Consider the following 16,368-nt stretch of genomic DNA (forward strand, 5'->3'; position numbering starts at 1 on the left):
CCTTGAAGTCCTCGACCAGCCAGGGCTTGAGGCCAAAGGCCCGCCAGACGCGGTGCACGCTGGTCGGAGAGATCCCCACCCGCTTCGCGAGCTCGCGCTTGGACCAATGGGTGGCCCCTTCGGGCACCTCTTCCAGAGTGCGGACCACGACCTCCTCGACCTGGGCATCGCTGATCGTGCGCGGCGCGCCCGCCTCGGCTCGTCGCTGAGCCCGGCGCACCGGTGCCGGACGAACCGGTTCCGCCACCTGCCCACCGTGTCCCGGCTGATTCCCAGTTCGGCGGCCACGGACTTGTTGGTCCTGTCATCCRCGCACATCAACACGATGCGCGCCCGCTGGGCCAGGCCCTGCGCAGTCCTGCGCCGGCTGGCCCACCCCTGAAGGGTCCGCCGCTCGGCCCCGGTGAGCACGAGCGGCAGACTCGGCTTACCTGCCATACCTCCATGACACCGCAGGTCCCATGAGATCGCAGATCTCCGGACCGGGACACTAGGGGCTGAGACGTGCGGCGGTCGACGTCCTGCTGGAAGCTACTCGCGGTCAGTGCGCATATCCTGGCGGTGCCAGGCGTGGTCGTCGACGATGCCCCCGTGAACGGGGAGCAGGGCCTCGACAGGCTTGGAAAGTGCCTGGCCGACCACTTTGATGTTGAAAACTGTACGTTCCAGGTCGAATCAGCCCAGCACCGCGATCACGAACCCGTCCTACACCGCTAACGGACTACTGGGCGGTGGCCTGCTGTCCACCGTGTCCGTCACCAGCTGGCCCGAGGAGCGCGCGAACGCGGTCGCGTCCGTGCTGGTCGCTGTGATGATCCTGCCGCCCTGACCGCCACCAGCGTGCTCGGATCCGCCTGTATAACCTGGTCCTGTCCGGCGTCATCCTCGTCGCCCTGGTGCGAACAGGTTGCTGCTACCCGGGTAGCCCAGCGGGTCCAACGGTCTCAGCTGGATGTCTTCGCGGTGTCTCGGTGGGGTCGGGGGATGGGTGCTGTCGTGGTGGGTGAGATGTCGACTTGTGCGGTGAACCTGCGTAGTCGCAGGCTGTTGGCGACGACGAACACCGAGCTGAACGCCATGGAGGCGCCGGCGATCATCGGGTTGAGCAGGCCTGCCGCTGCCAGGGGCAGCGCGGCGAAGTTGTAGACGAACGCCCAGAACAGGTTGCCCCTGATGGTTGCCAGGGTGCGGCGGGAGAGCCGGATCGCGTCGACGGCGGCCCGCAGGTCGCCGCGGACGAGGGTGAGATCGCTGGCCTCGATGGCGACGTCGGTGCCGGTGCCCATGGCGAGGCCGAGGTCGGCCTGGGCGAGGGCGGGGGCGTCGTTGACGCCGTCGCCGACCATCGCGACGACCTTGCCCTCGGCCTGCAGGCGCCTGATCACGTCGACCTTGTCGGCTGGCAGCACCTCCGCGATGAGGGTGCCCGGGCTGGTTCCGATGCCTACTTCTGTCGCGACCGTGCGTGCGACGGCCGTGTTGTCGCCGGTGAGCAGCACGGGGGTGAGCCCCAGCCGGCGGAGCTGGGCAACGGCCTGTGMCGAGGTGGGTTTCACGACGTCCGCGACGACGAGGACGGCGCGGGCCTTCCCGTCCCAGGCGACGCCGACGGCGGTGCGGCCGGCCGCCTCGGCGGTGGTCCTGGCCGTGGCGAGGTCGGGCGGCAGCGGCTGGCTCCACTTCTCCAGGAGGGCCGCCCGCCCGATGAGGACGGCGTGCCCGTCGACGACCCCCTGGACGCCGAGTCCTTCGAGGTTGCTGAACTGCTCGACGTCGGGCAGGTCGCCGACCCGCTCGCGGGCGCCGCGGGCGACCGCGGCGGCGATCGGGTGTTCGGACGCGTTCTCCAGCGCTCCGGCGAGCCGCAGCATCTCGGTCTCGTCGACGCCGGCGGCAACGTGGATCTCGACCAGGTTCATGCGTCCCGTGGTGACGGTGCCGGTCTTGTCGAGCACGATCGTGTCGACGCGCCGGGTGGATTCGAGTACTTCGGGGCCCTTGATGAGGATGCCGAGCTGCGCTCCCCGGCCCGTGCCGACCAGCAGTGCCGTCGGGGTGGCCAGCCCGAGGGCACACGGGCAGGCGATGATGAGGACGGCGACCGCGGCGGTGAACGCGGCGGCCGGGCCGGCGCCCGCGCCGAGCCAGAAGGCCAGGGTGGCCGCGGCCAGGGCGATGACGACCGGCACGAACACGCCGGAGATCCGGTCGGCGAGCCGCTGCGCGGCGGCCTTGCCGTTCTGGGCGTCCTCGACGAGCTTCGCCATCTGGGCCAGCTGGGTGTCGGCGCCGACCCGGGTGGCGCGCACGACCAGCCGCCCGCCGGCGTTCACCGTCGAGCCGGTGACGGAGTCGCCCGGGGCGACCTCCACGGGGACGGACTCGCCGGTCAGCATCGAGGCGTCGACGGCCGAGGAGCCTTCTTCGACCGTGCCGTCGGTGGCGATCCGCTCGCCGGGCCGGACGACGAACCGCTCGCCGACGGCCAGCTGCCCGATCGGGACCCGGACCTCCGTGCCGTCCCGCAGGACCGCCACGTCCTTGGCGCCGAGTTCGAGCAGCGCGCGCAGCGCAGCGCCGGCCTGCCGCTTGGCCCGCACCTCGAAGTACCGGCCGGCGAGGATGAAGGTGGTGACTCCGGCCGCGACTTCCAGGTAGATGTTGCCGGTGCCGTCGCCGCGGGCGATCGTCAGCTCGAACGGGTGCGTCATCCCCGGCGTCCCGGCTGTGCCGAACTGCAACGCGTACAACGACCAGCCGAACGCCGCACCGACGCCGATCGAGATCAGCGTGTCCATCGTCGCGGCGCCATGTCGCAGGTTCGTCCAGGCGGCGCGGTGGAAGGGCCAGGCGGCCCAGGTCACGACGGGGCTCGCCAGAGCCAGCGAGAACCACTGCCAGTTCGTGAACTGCAGCGCTGGGACCATCGCCATCACGATGACCGGAACCGCGAGCACGATGCTGGTGATCAGGCGGTGGCGCAGCGGCCGGGTCGGATCGGGTTCGGTGCCGGCCACACCTGCGGCCGGTTCCAGGCCCGCGGCCGGAGGCCGGGGCAGTTCGGCGGTGTAGCCGGCTGCCTCCACCTGGGCGACCAGCACGGCCGGGTCGACGCCCTCGGGGGCGCTCACCCGGGCCTTCTCTGTGGCGTAGTTGACCGTGGCGGTGACACCATCGATCCTGTTGAGTCTTCGCTCGACCCGGTTCGCGCAGGACGCGCAGGTCATCCCGCCGATCGCGAGCTCGATCTCGGTGACCGGGGCGTCGGTGGCGTGCGCCGTGGTGGTGGTGGCGGTTGTGGTTGTGGTGCTCATGCCGGCCGATGTCTCCTCTCGCGATCAGTGCCCGTGGCTGTCGTCGGCGTGCCCCGCCGTGGGCGATGTCGTGGGCGATGTCGTGGCGGCGTCCGGCACGGCCGGTCCGGTGGGCACCGTGAACTCCGCTGTGCGGACGACTCCGTCGTGTCGGAAGTCGAGGAACAGCCGGTAGCTGCCTTGGGTGGGTACGTCGGCCACGAACGGGATGTCCGGGCCGGCTGACGTGTCCTCGCCGTCGGGATGTACGTGCAGGTAGGCCAGATCGCCCTCACGCAGCGCCACCAGGTGCCCGTAGGCGCCAAGGTAGGGCTCCAGGTCCGTCACCGGCTGCCCGTCCTTGTGAACCGTCAGGGTGAGCGGCGACGCCTGCCCGCCGACCAGGTCGCCGGCGAGAGTCACCTCGTAGCCGTCCACCGAAGCGCTGCGTGTCGGCGGGTGGGTGATCGRCTCGAACCGGCCCGGCGCGGTCAGGTCGACGCCCAGGGTGGTGGCCGTGGCGCCGGTGGGGGTGAAGTCCGCGAATGCCCGGTAGGAACCAGCCGTGCGCACCCGTAGGGGAACGGACCAGGTCCCGTCGGGTGCCATCGTCGGATGGAGGTGCTGGAACGCACTGCCGTCGCGGCGCACCACGATCAGGTGCATCCGCTTGTCGTGCTCGACGTCGAAGGCGGTGAYGGCGTCCCCGTCAGGCCCGGTGATCCGGAACGTGAAGTCGTCCGTGTCATCCAGTGTCAAGGCCGACGCGGTGGGTGTGAAGGTGTAGCCGCTCAGGCTCGACGCCAACCCGCCCGGCAGGTCCGAGGCGTTGTCCGAGGCGTCATCGGAGGCGGTGCCGCCGTGGCCGTCCCCGTGGCCGGTGCTGCCGGTGTCGGAGCTGTGCTCCGGGCTGGTGGTGGCCGCGTCCAGCGGACCGACCGCCGCACCGACGCCGTAGGCACCACCGATGACCAGGGCGAGCGCTGTGCCGAAGGCGGACAGTTTCGCGATCGTGTTCATTCGCACTCCCTTCTCGCGGGGCCTGGCCGTGGCCGCGACCCGCAGGGCGCCGGCCTCAGCCGACGAGCTGGTAGCCGGCCTCCTCGACCGCGGTGCGCACCTTGGTCGGATCGAGCTGCCGGTCGCTGGTCACAGTGACCGCGCCGGAGCCCAGGTCCACGGCCACGTCGGTGACGCCGGCGATCTCGCCGAGTTCTTCGGTGACCGAGGCGACACAGTGGGCGCAGGTCATGCCCGTGACGGTGTAGGTGGTCGTGGTCATCGGGAGGTCCTCTCTCGGAGTCTGGTAATGCGCCGGTACTTGACGGGCCGCGCGTACTGGCGGCGGCCAACTCGACGTACCGAACATACCCCTGGGGGGTATCCATGGGAAGGGGTGCGCCCTTCGCTGCCACTGGCAGAAGGAACGCGCGGTCGACTCGCCGTCCCACGTCYATCGCCCCGCCCCGGTCGACCGAGCGTGCCGTCCTACGTCACCCGCCAGCGCGGAAGCGCGGGAAGCCAGACTCAGTCCTCGTGAGGTGCGGTGCCGGGGCGATGGGCGTGGCTCGACGCGGGCGCAGGCCGCTCCGGTTCGCCGGTCTCTCCCACCGTCGGTGGTGTGGGGGGCGTCCCGCCTTCGCCGCCGCCTGGGGTTGGGGTCGCTGGATGCTCCCCGTCCTGACCGTGGGAGTGCGGGACGGACTCGTCCGTGGTCTCGTGGCCGTGGCTGTGCGAACCGGCGAGTTCTACCGCGGGCAGCGCGAGGCCGGCAACACCGGCGCCAGCGGCACCGATCACGACGGCCGCGCTGAGCGAGGAGCGGAACCCGCGCGCGTGCCGGGACCACAGGCACCACAGCGCGAGGACGCAGACCGCTGCCTCGAACGCGACCGTGGTGAGGTCGACTCTGTCGATCTGTTCGGGCATGCCGGAGTGGGGGCCGACGGGTAGCCCGGAGGTCCGGCTGACTGCCCACAACAGGATCGACCCGGCGTTGACCAGCAGGCCCGCTGCCATCGTCCGCCCGCCGGCCCCCCACATCACAGCGAGCGCCCAGCCCGCCTGGAAGACCGCCGTCGCGAAGAAGAACATCCCTGACAGCTGCCAGTCACCGAAGTGGCTCGGCGCGACAGCGAGATGGGTGGCGGCGGCGCCGAGCGAGGCGAACGCCGCCATGATCCTGCCTGCCCCGATGTCGGTCATGATCCGAGGCTCGGTTCGCCTCCGACCTGTCGTGCGTGACGCGCCCGCAGTATCGACCGGGCCCGGGGACGAGTCGGTGTACGACGCCGAAGACGGATAGGGGCCCTCGATCTGCTCGTGCTCATGCCGGTCGCCCGGACGAAGCCGCTCCGAGGTCGCGCCCGGCCGCGGGGACGACCGCCTGGCCGGGGTCGCGTTGCGTGCCGCGTGGCGTCCCGTCTGGCGGATGACGAGCGGTGCGGTTGGTGGACTGTCCACGGTTCGCCTCACGTGGTCGGGCGCGCCGGCGCGGTAGTCGTATGGGCCACTGGTAGGCGCCGTATCGATGGGCCACTCCGTGGCGGAATGCCCGCGGTGTCGTCCACCCGGAGCTTCGTCCTCCGCGGCGTGCCGCCAGCTCGCGTGTCCGCTGCCCGGATCCGTCACAACAGCGGCGAGGCCCGGTAGCCGAGTTCTTCGATCACCTTGACCACGTCCTGCGGGCTGTTCTGGCTGAGGTCGAGTTCGACCGTGGTGCGCGCCTGCTTGAGGGCGGTCTGGGTGGCGCGCACGCCTGGCAGGTCCTCCAGCGCGTCGTCGATGAGCAGCGAGCAGCTGCCGCAGTGCATTCCTTCGACGCGGAACGTGTGTGTGGCGACGGACACTGTAGTACTCCGTTCTCCTTGTTCGATCGAAGCGGAGGCGGTCAGACGACGGTGATGAGGCCGGTGTACATGCCCATGCCGCACGCATAGCGCAGCTGGCCGGGCTCCAGGACGCCCAGGTCGATCGTCGTGTCACCCTGGGCCGGCAGGATCTCCTCGACGTCGCGGTCGGGGATGACGAACGACCGGATGCAGCCCTGCACGTTGTCCGAGTGCACGACCAGCGTGGTGGGCACACCGGCCTGTACCTGGACGTTGCCTGGGCTGTAGGCATCGGCGCGAGCGGTGATTTCCACGGTCTGACGGCCCTCGGCGGTCGAGGCGGCGGACGTATCGGCCGTCGGCGGCTGGGAGAGACCGAGGGTCTCGGCGAGCCGGTTGGCGGCCAGGGGCGAGCCGGCGAGCTGCAGGCCGCCGTTGAGGGTGTAGAGCCCCATCGCCAGCACGACCAGTCCGGTGACCACGGCCAGTCGGCCGCGCCACGCGGTCGCGGCCTTGCGGGCGGCGTAGCCGAGGACGGCGAACAGCGGGCCGGTGCCAAGGACGAACACACCCATCGTGGCCGCGCCCGCCAGCGCAGACCCGGACGCGAGTGCCAGCGCCTCCACCGACAGCGTCACGCCGCACGGGATGAGCACGGTGGCCAGGCCGAGCAGCGCCGGTGCCAACGCGGCCTGGGAACGGGCGCGCCTGCGGACGATCCTCGTCCACGACGCGGGCGGTTCAACGACGACGCGGCGGAATCCGGGTACGCCCAGCTGGGCGAGACCGAACAGCATGATCAGCAGGCCGGCGCCGGTCTGTAGCCAGGTGCGCGCGTCGACCGAGAGTTCCACCGCGCTGCCGGCCGCTCCCAGCAGTGCCCCGAGCAGGACGTGGGAGACCAACTTGCCGGCCAGGAACCCACCGACCGGCACGAGGTCGTCGCCGAGCTGCGTGCGCCAGTCCGGTTCCTTCCCTGCTTGCGGCGACCGCATCCCTGGACCAGACCGCGCCCGTTGGCCACGGGCCGAGTGGCGGCCTCGGACGGGTGCGCCACCGGGCAGCCGCGCTGATCCCGCCGCCGCAGCACGCTGCCGGGTGATCAGACCGGTCAGCAGTCCGCCCTGTACCGCGGCACAGGACACCCCGCCCGCAAACAAGCCGGTCACGAGAACAGTTGCGAGATTCACCGAACCTCCGCGACGGCGGACGAGGGTACCGAAGGACTCCCGGTCGAGCACCAGCTGGGCGTCTCGCGAGAAGGCGCTGGCAGCGACGCCCGACATCGCGGGCTCCTTCTCGTACGGCGGCGCCTACCGGCTGCCGTGTCCGGCTTCCCTATCCGGGGCCTCGCCAGTCGTGGCGCCCGGAGGAAGGACGGAACCCTTTTCCTGCCCGACGTGCATGTCGAAGGGAGCGCCGAGACCGGGGCAGGATCGGCACGCGGTCCGGCGTGAGTGGCCGAAGGCTACGCTAAACCACTACCGCACGTAGTAGACAAACGGGTCAACAGTGACCGGCCGAAGTGGTCCTTCCTGCTGCCGAGAGAGCGACGGTGGCAGCGGCTGGCGCCCTCGATCCTGGTAGTTCCTGCCCCAGGCATCTAGGCCTTTGTCGCGGGGGCAGGGTGGGCAGGCGATCCAACCGTCCAAGGAAGATGATGCGGCTTGATGACTTACTACGGGGTGCAGTAGATAGCGAAGGCTTGGTGGTCCGCCACTCTCAGCCCACTTCCGGTCCCGTGGCCCGACCGGGTGCGGGGGAGCGCGACCCGGGCGGACCTGCCGCCTGCCTTCCCGTGGGCAACGCAACGCATCTATACCCATGGGGGGTATAGATGTATGTTCTCTGGTCCGAGCGCGGGCCTGGCTCGGCCCGCCGGCGGTCGTTTGCGGGGAGGAGCCGGTCATGTCTTCACAGGTGGACGACGGTCGGACGTCGACCGTGGTTCTGGAGGTCTCCGGGCTGCGGTGGGCGACGGAGAAGGCGCGGGTCGAGGCCGTGCTGGGCCGACGCCCAGGGGTGGTCGAGGTGGCGGCGAATCCGGTGGCGCAGACCGCGCTGGTCCGCTTCGACCCGGAACAGACCTCGACGGCGCAGCTGGCGGGCTGGATTCGCGACTGCGGCTACCACTGCGACGGGCTGTCCGTTCCGGCGCACATCTGTGATCCCTTCGCCGAACCGGGGCGGCCCCCCGCACACACACCGGTAGCGTCCGTGCCGGTCTCACCTGCGAGGGCTTCGGATGCCGAGGCCGCGAGCGAACCGCGGTCCGGCCAGGTCGGACCCCGACCGGACGTCCCGTCGCACCATCCCCCTCACACGCCTGCTGCCCACGAGGCACACGCCGTGCACGAACCACACGCTCGGCACGCCGGCCACGGACCAGGAGACGACCGGACCCCGGTCGCCTCTCCGCACAAGGCAATGGGCCACGGCGGGCACGGCGACCTGTCGATGGCCGGGATGGTCGCCGACATGCGCCACCGATTCCTGGTGGCTGTGATCTTCTCGGTCCCGATCCTGCTGTGGTCGGCGATCGGCAGGGACGTGCTCGGCTTCGAGGTTCCCGCCCCGCTTGGGCTGCGCGACGACGTGTTCCAGCTGTTCCTGAGCCTGCCAGTGATCTTCTGGGCTTCGTGGATCTTCTTCGACGGGGCGTTCAGAGCGCTACGTGCGCGGACCCTGGACATGATGGTCCTCGTCGCCGTCGCGATCGGTACCGGCTGGACGTACTCCCTGGTCGTCACCCTCACCGGCGGCGGCGAGGTCTTCTACGAGGCGGCTACCGTGCTCGCCGCCTTCGTGTTGCTGGGCCACTGGTTCGAGATGCGTGCCCGCGGCGGCGCCAACGACGCGATCCGCTCGTTGCTGGAGCTGGCGCCTGAGAAGGCGTTGGTGCTACGGGGCGGCGAACCTGTCGAGGTGTCGACCGCGCAGGTGGTCGTCGGGGACCTGCTGCTGGTCCGGCCGGGCGGCAAGATTCCGGTCGACGGAGTGGTCGCTGACGGCGAGTCCGACATTGACGAGTCGATGGTCACCGGCGAGAGCCTGCCCGTCCACAAGGCGCCGGGTTCCGAGGCGATCGGTGCCACCATCAACACCACCGGCACCCTGCGGGTCCGAGCGACGAAAGTCGGCGTCGACACCGCCCTGGCGCAGATCGTCTCCCTGGTCCAGGAGGCGCAGAACAGCAAGGCTCCCGGCCAGCGGCTGGCTGACCGGGCCGCGTACTGGCTCGTCCTGATAGCCCTTATGGGCGGGCTCGCCACCCTGCTGGTGTGGCTGCTCGCCACCGACCGACCGACGCAGGAGGCGGTGCTGTTCGCGATCACCGTCGTCGTCATCACCTGCCCGGACGCCCTCGGTCTGGCCACCCCGACAGCGATCATGGTGGGCACCGGACTGGGTGCCGGCCGGGGCGTCCTGTTCAAGAACGCGACAGCGCTGGAGACCGCTGCCGGCGTCACCGCGGTTGTCATGGACAAGACCGGCACACTGACGAAGGGCGAGCCCGAGGTCATCGACGTCGAGACGATCGACCTCCCCGAGGAGGACCTGCTGCGGTTGGCGGCTGCGGTCGAACGGGAATCCGAGCATCCGCTCGCGGCGGCGGTCGCCCGCCGTGCCGACGCGCGCGGCATGCCCCGGCACCACGCCGAGGCGTTCCGCAACGTCCCGGGGCAAGGCGCGGTGGCCACCGTCGACGGGCACCGCGTCGCGGTCGGCAACAGCCGGCTGATGCGGGCCGAGCGCGTCGCGCTCGGCGACGCCGCCCACCGGCTGGACGCCCTCGCGGCCGACGGGCGCACGGCCGTGCTGGTGGCGGTCGACGGGCGGATCGCCGGCATCGTCGGGTTCGCCGACACACCGCGGCCGACCGCCGCGGCGGCGGTTGCCGCACTGCACGACGCCGGCGTCGAGGTCGTGATGCTCACCGGCGACAACCTGGGCACGGCGCAGCGGATCGCGAAGGAACTCGGCATCGACACGGTGATCGCCGAGGTCCTGCCAGGCGACAAGGCCACCGAGGTCGCCCGGTTGCAGGCGGGCGGCCGACGAGTGGCGATGGTCGGCGACGGCGTCAACGACGCTCCGGCGCTGGCACAGGCCGACCTCGGCATCGCGATCGGCGCCGGCACCGATGTGGCGATCGAGACCGCGGACGTGGTGCTCATGCGCTCCGACCCGCTCGACGTGCCCGCCGCCCTGCTCATCGGCCGCGCCACCGTCCGCAAGATGCGCCAGAACCTGGCCTGGGCCGTCGGCTACAACGCGGTCGCGCTGCCGATCGCCGCCGGCGTCTTCGAACCCCTCGTCGGGCTCACGCTACGACCCGAGATCGCCGCGCTGACCATGTCCGGGTCCAGCTTCCTGGTCGCGGTGAACGCCCTGCTGCTCAAACGACAGAAGCTGCCGCGAACGTTGACAGAACCGGCCTCGGCTTAGGACCGCGGCGAGGTGGCCGCCGGTGCCGACACTGCACACCAGGATGTCGACCTGCTCGAACCGGTTGGCGAACTCGTGGCCCAGCCCGGCGTAGGCGGCAACGTTGTCCGGGGTGCGGTACTGGTCCGGGCAGTAAGACGTCAGGGTCGGGCCCGGTCCAGCCGCCCTCCGGGTTCCTCTGTGTCCCCGGGGTTGGCGCCTTCCGGCTTGGCCCAGAAGCCCCTGCCGGAGTCGACGAACGGGTCGCTGACCCACATCACCGGGGGACCCACCAGCCTGTCCGGCCGCGGCGCACCCGCCTGCCTGGTACCTGGCGCGGGACGGTTGCAGACGCGCGAACCGCTTCGGGCGATCGGAGGTCGGTGCGGGCACGGACTCTGCTCCCCTCTACAAGCTTGGCGGCGAACTCCCGAATCGAACTACCACTACGGAGCATAGTAGTTTTCCTTCGGAACGCCGCCGTGTGCATGGCCTTGTCGTGGCCCTCGGCCAGCGAGCCTCGGGGAGTCATGGCTAGGTAAAAGGGCTGATGGYCCCTTCTTGGGTGGCACCTCGCGCCCCCGCGGGCGAACGGTCATGGCGGCAACAACTATCTTGCGTAGTAGGCTCTGGGTGGCGGACGCGGAAGAGGGTGACGTGACGCGCTGCGAGACACCGGCACGACACGGCGCGCTCTGGGCTCGACTCACGCTCGTGTCAGCCGTCCTGCTCGGGCTGCTGGCGATGCACGCCGGCCTGGCCGCGCAGGTGCACGCGCTCGTTTCGCCGCCCTGCGTCCAGGGAACCGACCGTGACGTTCACCCGCACTGGTCCCACTCGCACGAGCCTGGGGCCGAACCCCACGGCCACCAGGGCGTGCTCTGTTCGGCGGTGTTCCGGGACGACCCCGAACCGGTTCACGGCGGCGAACAACACGGCCTGGCGGCCATGTCTACCCCCTTCGGTGCCTCTGCCTTCACCAGGACGCGTGGCGACCCACCGCAGACGCCGCCGCCTCGGTACGTGACCGACCTGTCTGTCTACTGCGTGTGGCGGCTGTGAGCGGACCTGCGTCGGACGTCACGCACGCCTGTCGGCGCGCTCGACGACTCCGGCCTCAGATCCGTTGGCAATCCGACACCGAGGACGACTCGTGCGAAGAAGACGCCACCTTGGACTCGCCGCCGTAGCACTGGCCCTGACAGCCACGCTCGCGGCGTGCGGGGGCGACGACACCCCGACGGGCCCGTCGTCCGCCACAGCAGGGAGCAGCAGCGAGGCCAGCGACAGCGCCCACAACAACGCGGACGTGATGTTCGCCCAGATGATGATCCCGCACCACCAGCAGGCCGTGAAGATGGCGGAGCTGGCACCCGACCGGGCCGCCGATCCGGCGGTGCTCGCGCTGGCCCAGCAGATCGGGACCGCGCAAGCACCGGAGATCGAGACGATGACCGGCTGGCTTGCGGCGTGGGGCGAACCCACCGGCATGCCCGGCGCCGGCGGTCATGGCACCGACGACATGGGAATGATGTCGGAGGGCGACCTGACCGCTCTCCAGACGGCGTCTGGTCCGAACTTCGACCGCATGTTCCTGGAGATGATGATCCGGCACCACGGGGGTGCGATTGCGATGGCACGCACCGAACAGCGGGACGGACAGTTCCCCGACGCCGTGGCCCTGGCCAGGACGATCGAGTCCACGCAGACCACAGAGGTCGAGACCATGAAGGGCCTGCTCGGTACCGGATAGCCGAGCAGGGCCCTGGGGCACCGGCCGCGCGCCGGTGCCCCAGGGCACCTCGGGTCCCAGGCGCGGCACTCGGCACGACGAACGCGAACGTCGGTCGCGGCGAATGACCTGACGACGAGACAGCTGACGACCGGAACAGCGGAACGGCTGGGAGACCTCGAAGTCGAGGCCATGGACCAGGTGTGGGCCGCGAGCGGCCCTCGTGGCATGGCACCAGGCCGGTGCCGGAGACCGTCCTGCCGGAGATGGTGGCCTTAACGGCCCGTTTCGGACCTGCGAGCAAGGCGACGGGGCAAGACGATCCACCCGGACTACCCGACCGTTCATCGGACACCGCGGGCCGCAGCGGCTTTGGCGGCCCCGACAGACGTCCCGTCAATCCTTCCGACAGCCACCAGTCTCGATGATCAATGTCTTTCGGTGGTGGAGAGGTCAGCACCGAGAGATCCCCTCACCCCGGGCAACTATGTCTCGTAGTAGGTGCCGAGCCTCGCGAAGGGTGGGTGGTGTCCGGATGCAGTGCGCCGAATTGCTGTCCTGATCCTCGCTGCGCGGGCCCGGGGAGGCTTGGTTGGGTGGCGGTCTGACCGCGATCTGGTGATCGAAGGCACTCCAAAGGCGCGTCTACTCCGCTCGGCGAACCTAGATCTTGCTGGAGCGGCGTGGATGTCCGTCGAAGATCTTCTGAGATCTTCCGATTGCTACCTACTATGCTCTGTAGTCGGTAGTGTGTGCATCTGCTGCAGCATCGGACCGTACGCCGAATCCTGCCCCCGGTCCGGTGACCCCTCCGACTTGCATCTGGGGCAGGAGCGGGGGAACCACGTTCCTCCGGGCGTCGCCTCCTTCGATGCCCTTGGGGTGAAGCCGAATACGCACAGGGCGTTCGGTCGGGCTCCCAGCCCGAACCCGACAGCTCACCTCGCAGGCGTAGGGGAAGGATCACCATGGTGTCTGCGCAGAGTGCGCAGCTTGATGCAGAAAGACGCCGACAGGAGGGACGCGGTCGCCACCGGGCTCCGTCCGTCCCCACAGCGTCGAGCCGGGCCAGAGCGCGGGCCCGCGCTGTCGCAGCGGTGACCACTGGCACTGTCGTGGTCTCCGGTATGGCTCTCGCTGGATGTGCGCCGGAGCCCAGCTCGGACGGCGCGTTGGACGACAGCACGAACACCACGTCACTGACGCTCGCGACCCAGATCGGGTCCCGGGTGGCAGTCGACGGCCCCGTCCAGGGTGCCGCGGGAGAGGGCGCGTCGCGCACCGTCCTTGATGCCACGACGGACATCTCTGCACCGACTCTGTCGTCCAAGATCGACGTGGGTCTGCGCGTGACGAACCCCGACGTGACTGTCAACGCGGACGAGCCTGTCAATGTCGGCTTCTCGCTGTTCAACGAGGAGACCCACGCCCCGCTGGCGGACCAGCTCATCAAGGTACAGGTCAAGCTACCCACCGGCTGGGCGACCTTCCTGCACCTGACCACCGACGAGCGTGGCTTCGCCTCCTACACGGCCCGCGTCCTCATCACCACGAACGTCACGGTGATCTTCGATGGAACGGACGCCCTCCAGTCCGCCCGCTCGGAGAACGAGGCGACGCTGCGCGTACGCCCGGCCCCGCCGCCGGTATCTGTGCAGGGCACCAGAAATGCCGTGAACGTCGAGACTCCGGCGGTCGACGTCAGCATCCCGGCCAACACGCTCGGGGAGAAAGCCGTATACCTGGCGTCGCGGCAAGCCGGTAAGCCCTACGTCTACGGGGCGACCGGGCCGTACAGCTTCGACTGCTCCGGCCTGGTGCAGTACATCTACAAGCAGCTCGGCAAGACACTTCCCCGGACCACCGACCAGCAGTACGCGGCGACAACCAGGATCGCTCAGGGCTCCGAACAGCCAGGCGATCTCATCTTCTTCGGCCAGCCCGGCGCGATCTACCACATGGGGATCTACGCCGGTGGCGGGAAGATGTGGGTCGCGCCGAAGACCGGTGACGTGGTGAAGCTCCAGACCATCTGGGCGGACTCCTACTCGGTCGGTCGGGTGACCTGAGCCGGTTCCACTGGCCATCGTGGCCCGGGCGGCTTTCGGCGGCGAGGTGCCGGTGGTCGTTGCAGCGGAGGTTGGCGACCAAGGGGGTAGGGGATGCTGTTCGGCCCAGGCGTAAAGGACACTGATTCTGGCTTATGTCGCGTCCGCCCGGACGGGCCGGAGCCGCACTTCGCTCGTCCGTCGCCATGGCCGCCAGCGCACGTTCACTGTGACGGGGACGACCCGAGGGCCTTGTACCAGCTCCGTCACGACTGAGCACGGCAAGATCATTAGCGTGGAAGGTGCATCCGACGTCCGCCTCCACCTGGCCTTAGGCCAGGTGGAGGTGACCGCGGACCGACAGCCCGGCGCCGACGCGATCCGTGCCGTGGTTCGCGAGGCCGGCTCTAGATAGGCCCCGGTGTCTTAGTTTCCGCACCGGCCGCGTCCCGGTTATCGGTCACTCGCCACGGGCCGGGCTGGCATTGCGAGGTCGATGTTCAGCGCCGTGACGAGTCGCGGGCAGTTTTGAACCGGCGCAACCGATCCCCTAGTAGGCCAGCCGGTCTGGTCTGAGTCCCACGCCGCTGTGAAGGCCATGGTGCTGCAGGCGGTCGCAGCGAGACGATCAGACGCAGTGATATCCGAGCTCATTGAGGGCGGGAACCGTGGTCATAACGAGTGGCAGGAGGAGCAGCACGGCGACGATGAGGCTGCGAGCCACGACGGCGGGACGGGACAGGGGCGGCTCCGCGGTCAAGAGACGCAGTACCCGTTGCCGTACGCCGGTGTTCGCCATGCCCAGCACGGATGCTGGGGGAGCCGCGAGCCGTAGCACTGCTTCGGCGACGACGCGGGGAGCGCTGCGCCGGGCCGCGCTGTCGTCAGCGGTGAGTTCGACGAGTCGGCGTAGCTCCTCCTGTCCTGTCCCGAAGAGCGGCACGGCTGGGAAGGCTCCGGCCAGCACGGCTGCCGTCGTGAGGATGAGGTGGTGTCTGCCTGCGAGATGGGCGCGTTCATGCGCGATGACGGCGTCGAGTTCGGTGGGATGCAACGCTTGCAGCGCGCCTTCGGTGACGACGACGCCCCCGCTCCGGCCCGGTAGGCAGAACGCACTGCGATCAGCATGATCCAGTACGTAGATCCGAAGTGTGGGATGAAAGCGCCCGAGCAATCGGACGTCATGCCGATGACGGACGCGCGATCGACGGCCGGTGACGGTGACGGCGACGGCGACATGAAGGAGGCGGAGCGCCGCAGCGGTGCTCAGGACGACGCCGGCAACTCGTGGAGTCGTCCAGTGGATGGAGATCGTCAGGTTGTGGTTGGTCCAACCGCACCACTGGACAAGCAGAACCAGCGTGTCCCCGATCGCGTGCAGCGGTATGAACAGGAGCGTTGCGGCCAGTACCGCCACGGAGACCACGGAGATCATCGCGGCCAGCCACATGGCGACGGCGAGCCGCGGCGCACGGGACGTCCAGGAAGCAGTGCGGAGGGCGTAGGGCAGACCGTGGGCGACGAGGGCCGCGTACACCGCGAGAACACCAAAGATCATGATGGGGTGGGTTCCTCATCGTCGCGACCACGGCTGGAGGAGTGCCACTGCACCGCTTCGCGCAACGTCTCGTACTCCGCAGCATCCATGGCGTGCACGAAGTGGAGCAGCGTCAGGCCTCGGTCGTCCGCCTCGGAAAGCACGGATCTCATCAGCTGGGCGGTGTAGGCGCTTCGGCCCAATGCGGGCTGGTAGCGGTAGGAACGTCCGGCTCGTTCCCGGGTCAGCCACCCTTTGTGGAACAGCCGGTCCATGACGGTCATCACGGTCGTGTAGGCCAACGGGCGTGTTGGCGCGAGTAGTGCCCGGACATCACGGACAGCCACCGGCCCGCGTGCGGACCACACCCGGTCCATGATTTCGGCTTCCAGGTCGCCGAGTTGTTCCACAACTCCCCCTCGTACGGCACCCGACAAGCACCGCGTCCATCTCATCCCGCGCCTACGCGAGCGGTCCTGCTTGCCCCGGTCACCGCCTT

The 16,368-nt window shown here is 69.7% G+C and carries 14 protein-coding genes and 1 riboswitch; of the genes, 5 read left to right on the top strand and 9 right to left on the bottom strand.

All coding sequences use genetic code 11. The features are described from left to right. The coding region (locus BBK14_RS41895) for a helix-turn-helix domain-containing protein (RefSeq protein ID WP_198541145.1) at nucleotides 1–438 on the bottom strand (438 nt) is incomplete at its 3' end. A gap of 208 nt (nucleotides 439–646) precedes the next feature. Here BBK14_RS41895 and BBK14_RS38015 point away from each other — a divergent pair. Continuing rightward, nucleotides 647–829, top strand: coding sequence for a hypothetical protein (locus BBK14_RS38015; RefSeq protein ID WP_157904197.1), 183 nt, complete (start codon nucleotides 647–649; stop codon nucleotides 827–829). A gap of 115 nt (nucleotides 830–944) precedes the next feature. Here BBK14_RS38015 and BBK14_RS02400 read toward each other — a convergent pair whose 3' ends face one another. The 6 genes from BBK14_RS02400 to BBK14_RS02425 form a co-directional block, all read right to left on the bottom strand. Further along, nucleotides 945–3,314 (bottom strand): heavy metal translocating P-type ATPase, encoded by a 2,370-nt coding sequence (locus tag BBK14_RS02400; protein WP_116429960.1) that lies wholly within the window; start codon nucleotides 3,312–3,314, stop codon nucleotides 945–947. Nucleotides 3,315–3,338: 24 nt separating this feature from the next. Further along, entirely contained in the window at nucleotides 3,339–4,313 is a 975-nt protein-coding gene (locus BBK14_RS02405) for a hypothetical protein (RefSeq protein ID WP_071059597.1), read from the bottom strand. A gap of 55 nt (nucleotides 4,314–4,368) precedes the next feature. Then, nucleotides 4,369–4,575 carry a heavy-metal-associated domain-containing protein gene (locus BBK14_RS02410; protein WP_071059598.1) on the bottom strand — a complete coding sequence of 69 codons (207 nt, stop codon included), beginning with the start codon at nucleotides 4,573–4,575 and terminating at the stop codon, nucleotides 4,369–4,371. Nucleotides 4,576–4,820: 245 nt separating this feature from the next. Beyond that, complete coding sequence (locus tag BBK14_RS02415; protein ID WP_071059599.1) at nucleotides 4,821–5,498, bottom strand: hypothetical protein; 678 nt, start codon at nucleotides 5,496–5,498, stop codon at nucleotides 4,821–4,823. A 422-nt stretch (nucleotides 5,499–5,920) separates the two neighbouring features. Further along, a complete protein-coding gene (locus tag BBK14_RS02420; protein ID WP_071059600.1) occupies nucleotides 5,921–6,142 on the bottom strand; it encodes a heavy-metal-associated domain-containing protein in 222 nt (73 codons plus the stop codon). A gap of 41 nt (nucleotides 6,143–6,183) precedes the next feature. Then, on the bottom strand, nucleotides 6,184–7,410 hold the full coding sequence (locus tag BBK14_RS02425) for an urease accessory protein UreH domain-containing protein (RefSeq protein ID WP_241831054.1): 1,227 nt from the start codon (nucleotides 7,408–7,410) through the stop codon (nucleotides 6,184–6,186). A gap of 622 nt (nucleotides 7,411–8,032) precedes the next feature. On the opposite strand from BBK14_RS02425, the gene BBK14_RS02430 reads away from it, so the two are divergent. From BBK14_RS02430 to BBK14_RS02445, 4 genes are all read left to right on the top strand, one after another. Next, nucleotides 8,033–10,573 carry a heavy metal translocating P-type ATPase gene (locus BBK14_RS02430; RefSeq protein ID WP_071059601.1) on the top strand — a complete coding sequence of 847 codons (2,541 nt, stop codon included), beginning with the start codon at nucleotides 8,033–8,035 and terminating at the stop codon, nucleotides 10,571–10,573. 636 nt (nucleotides 10,574–11,209) lie between these two features. Next, nucleotides 11,210–11,614, top strand: coding sequence for a hypothetical protein (locus BBK14_RS02435; protein ID WP_131802144.1), 405 nt, complete (start codon nucleotides 11,210–11,212; stop codon nucleotides 11,612–11,614). Nucleotides 11,615–11,705: 91 nt separating this feature from the next. Then, nucleotides 11,706–12,305 (top strand): DUF305 domain-containing protein, encoded by a 600-nt coding sequence (locus BBK14_RS02440; RefSeq protein WP_071059603.1) that lies wholly within the window; start codon nucleotides 11,706–11,708, stop codon nucleotides 12,303–12,305. Nucleotides 12,306–13,057: 752 nt separating this feature from the next. After that, nucleotides 13,058–13,250: riboswitch (cyclic di-AMP (ydaO/yuaA leader) on the top strand. Nucleotides 13,251–13,411: 161 nt separating this feature from the next. After that, nucleotides 13,412–14,353: a C40 family peptidase gene (locus BBK14_RS02445; RefSeq protein ID WP_071059604.1), complete on the top strand. Its 942-nt coding sequence runs from the start codon at nucleotides 13,412–13,414 to the stop codon at nucleotides 14,351–14,353. Between the two features lie 607 nt (nucleotides 14,354–14,960). Here BBK14_RS02445 and BBK14_RS02450 read toward each other — a convergent pair. Further along, nucleotides 14,961–15,890: a M56 family metallopeptidase gene (locus tag BBK14_RS02450; RefSeq protein WP_071059605.1), complete on the bottom strand. Its 930-nt coding sequence runs from the start codon at nucleotides 15,888–15,890 to the stop codon at nucleotides 14,961–14,963. After that, nucleotides 15,887–16,279 carry a BlaI/MecI/CopY family transcriptional regulator gene (locus tag BBK14_RS02455; RefSeq protein WP_071059606.1) on the bottom strand — a complete coding sequence of 131 codons (393 nt, stop codon included), beginning with the start codon at nucleotides 16,277–16,279 and terminating at the stop codon, nucleotides 15,887–15,889. The genes BBK14_RS02450 and BBK14_RS02455 overlap by 4 nt, the downstream gene beginning before the upstream one ends. Between the last annotated feature and the right edge of the window lie 89 nt (nucleotides 16,280–16,368).

The sequence above is a fragment of the Parafrankia soli genome (genome assembly GCF_001854695.1).
Classification (GTDB): Bacteria; Actinomycetota; Actinomycetes; order Frankiales; family Frankiaceae; genus Parafrankia; species Parafrankia soli.

Coding starts and splice junctions, on each gene's coding strand:
- BBK14_RS02425 (WP_241831054.1), bottom strand. CDS start 7,410: ATGTCGGGCGTCGCTGCCAGCGCCTTCTCGCGAGACGCCCAGCTGGTG.
- BBK14_RS02450 (WP_071059605.1), bottom strand. CDS start 15,890: ATGATCTTTGGTGTTCTCGCGGTGTACGCGGCCCTCGTCGCCCACGGT.
- BBK14_RS02410 (WP_071059598.1), bottom strand. CDS start 4,575: ATGACCACGACCACCTACACCGTCACGGGCATGACCTGCGCCCACTGT.
- BBK14_RS38015 (WP_157904197.1), top strand. CDS start 647: ATGTTGAAAACTGTACGTTCCAGGTCGAATCAGCCCAGCACCGCGATC.
- BBK14_RS02415 (WP_071059599.1), bottom strand. CDS start 5,498: ATGACCGACATCGGGGCAGGCAGGATCATGGCGGCGTTCGCCTCGCTC.
- BBK14_RS02445 (WP_071059604.1), top strand. CDS start 13,412: ATGGCTCTCGCTGGATGTGCGCCGGAGCCCAGCTCGGACGGCGCGTTG.
- BBK14_RS02430 (WP_071059601.1), top strand. CDS start 8,033: ATGTCTTCACAGGTGGACGACGGTCGGACGTCGACCGTGGTTCTGGAG.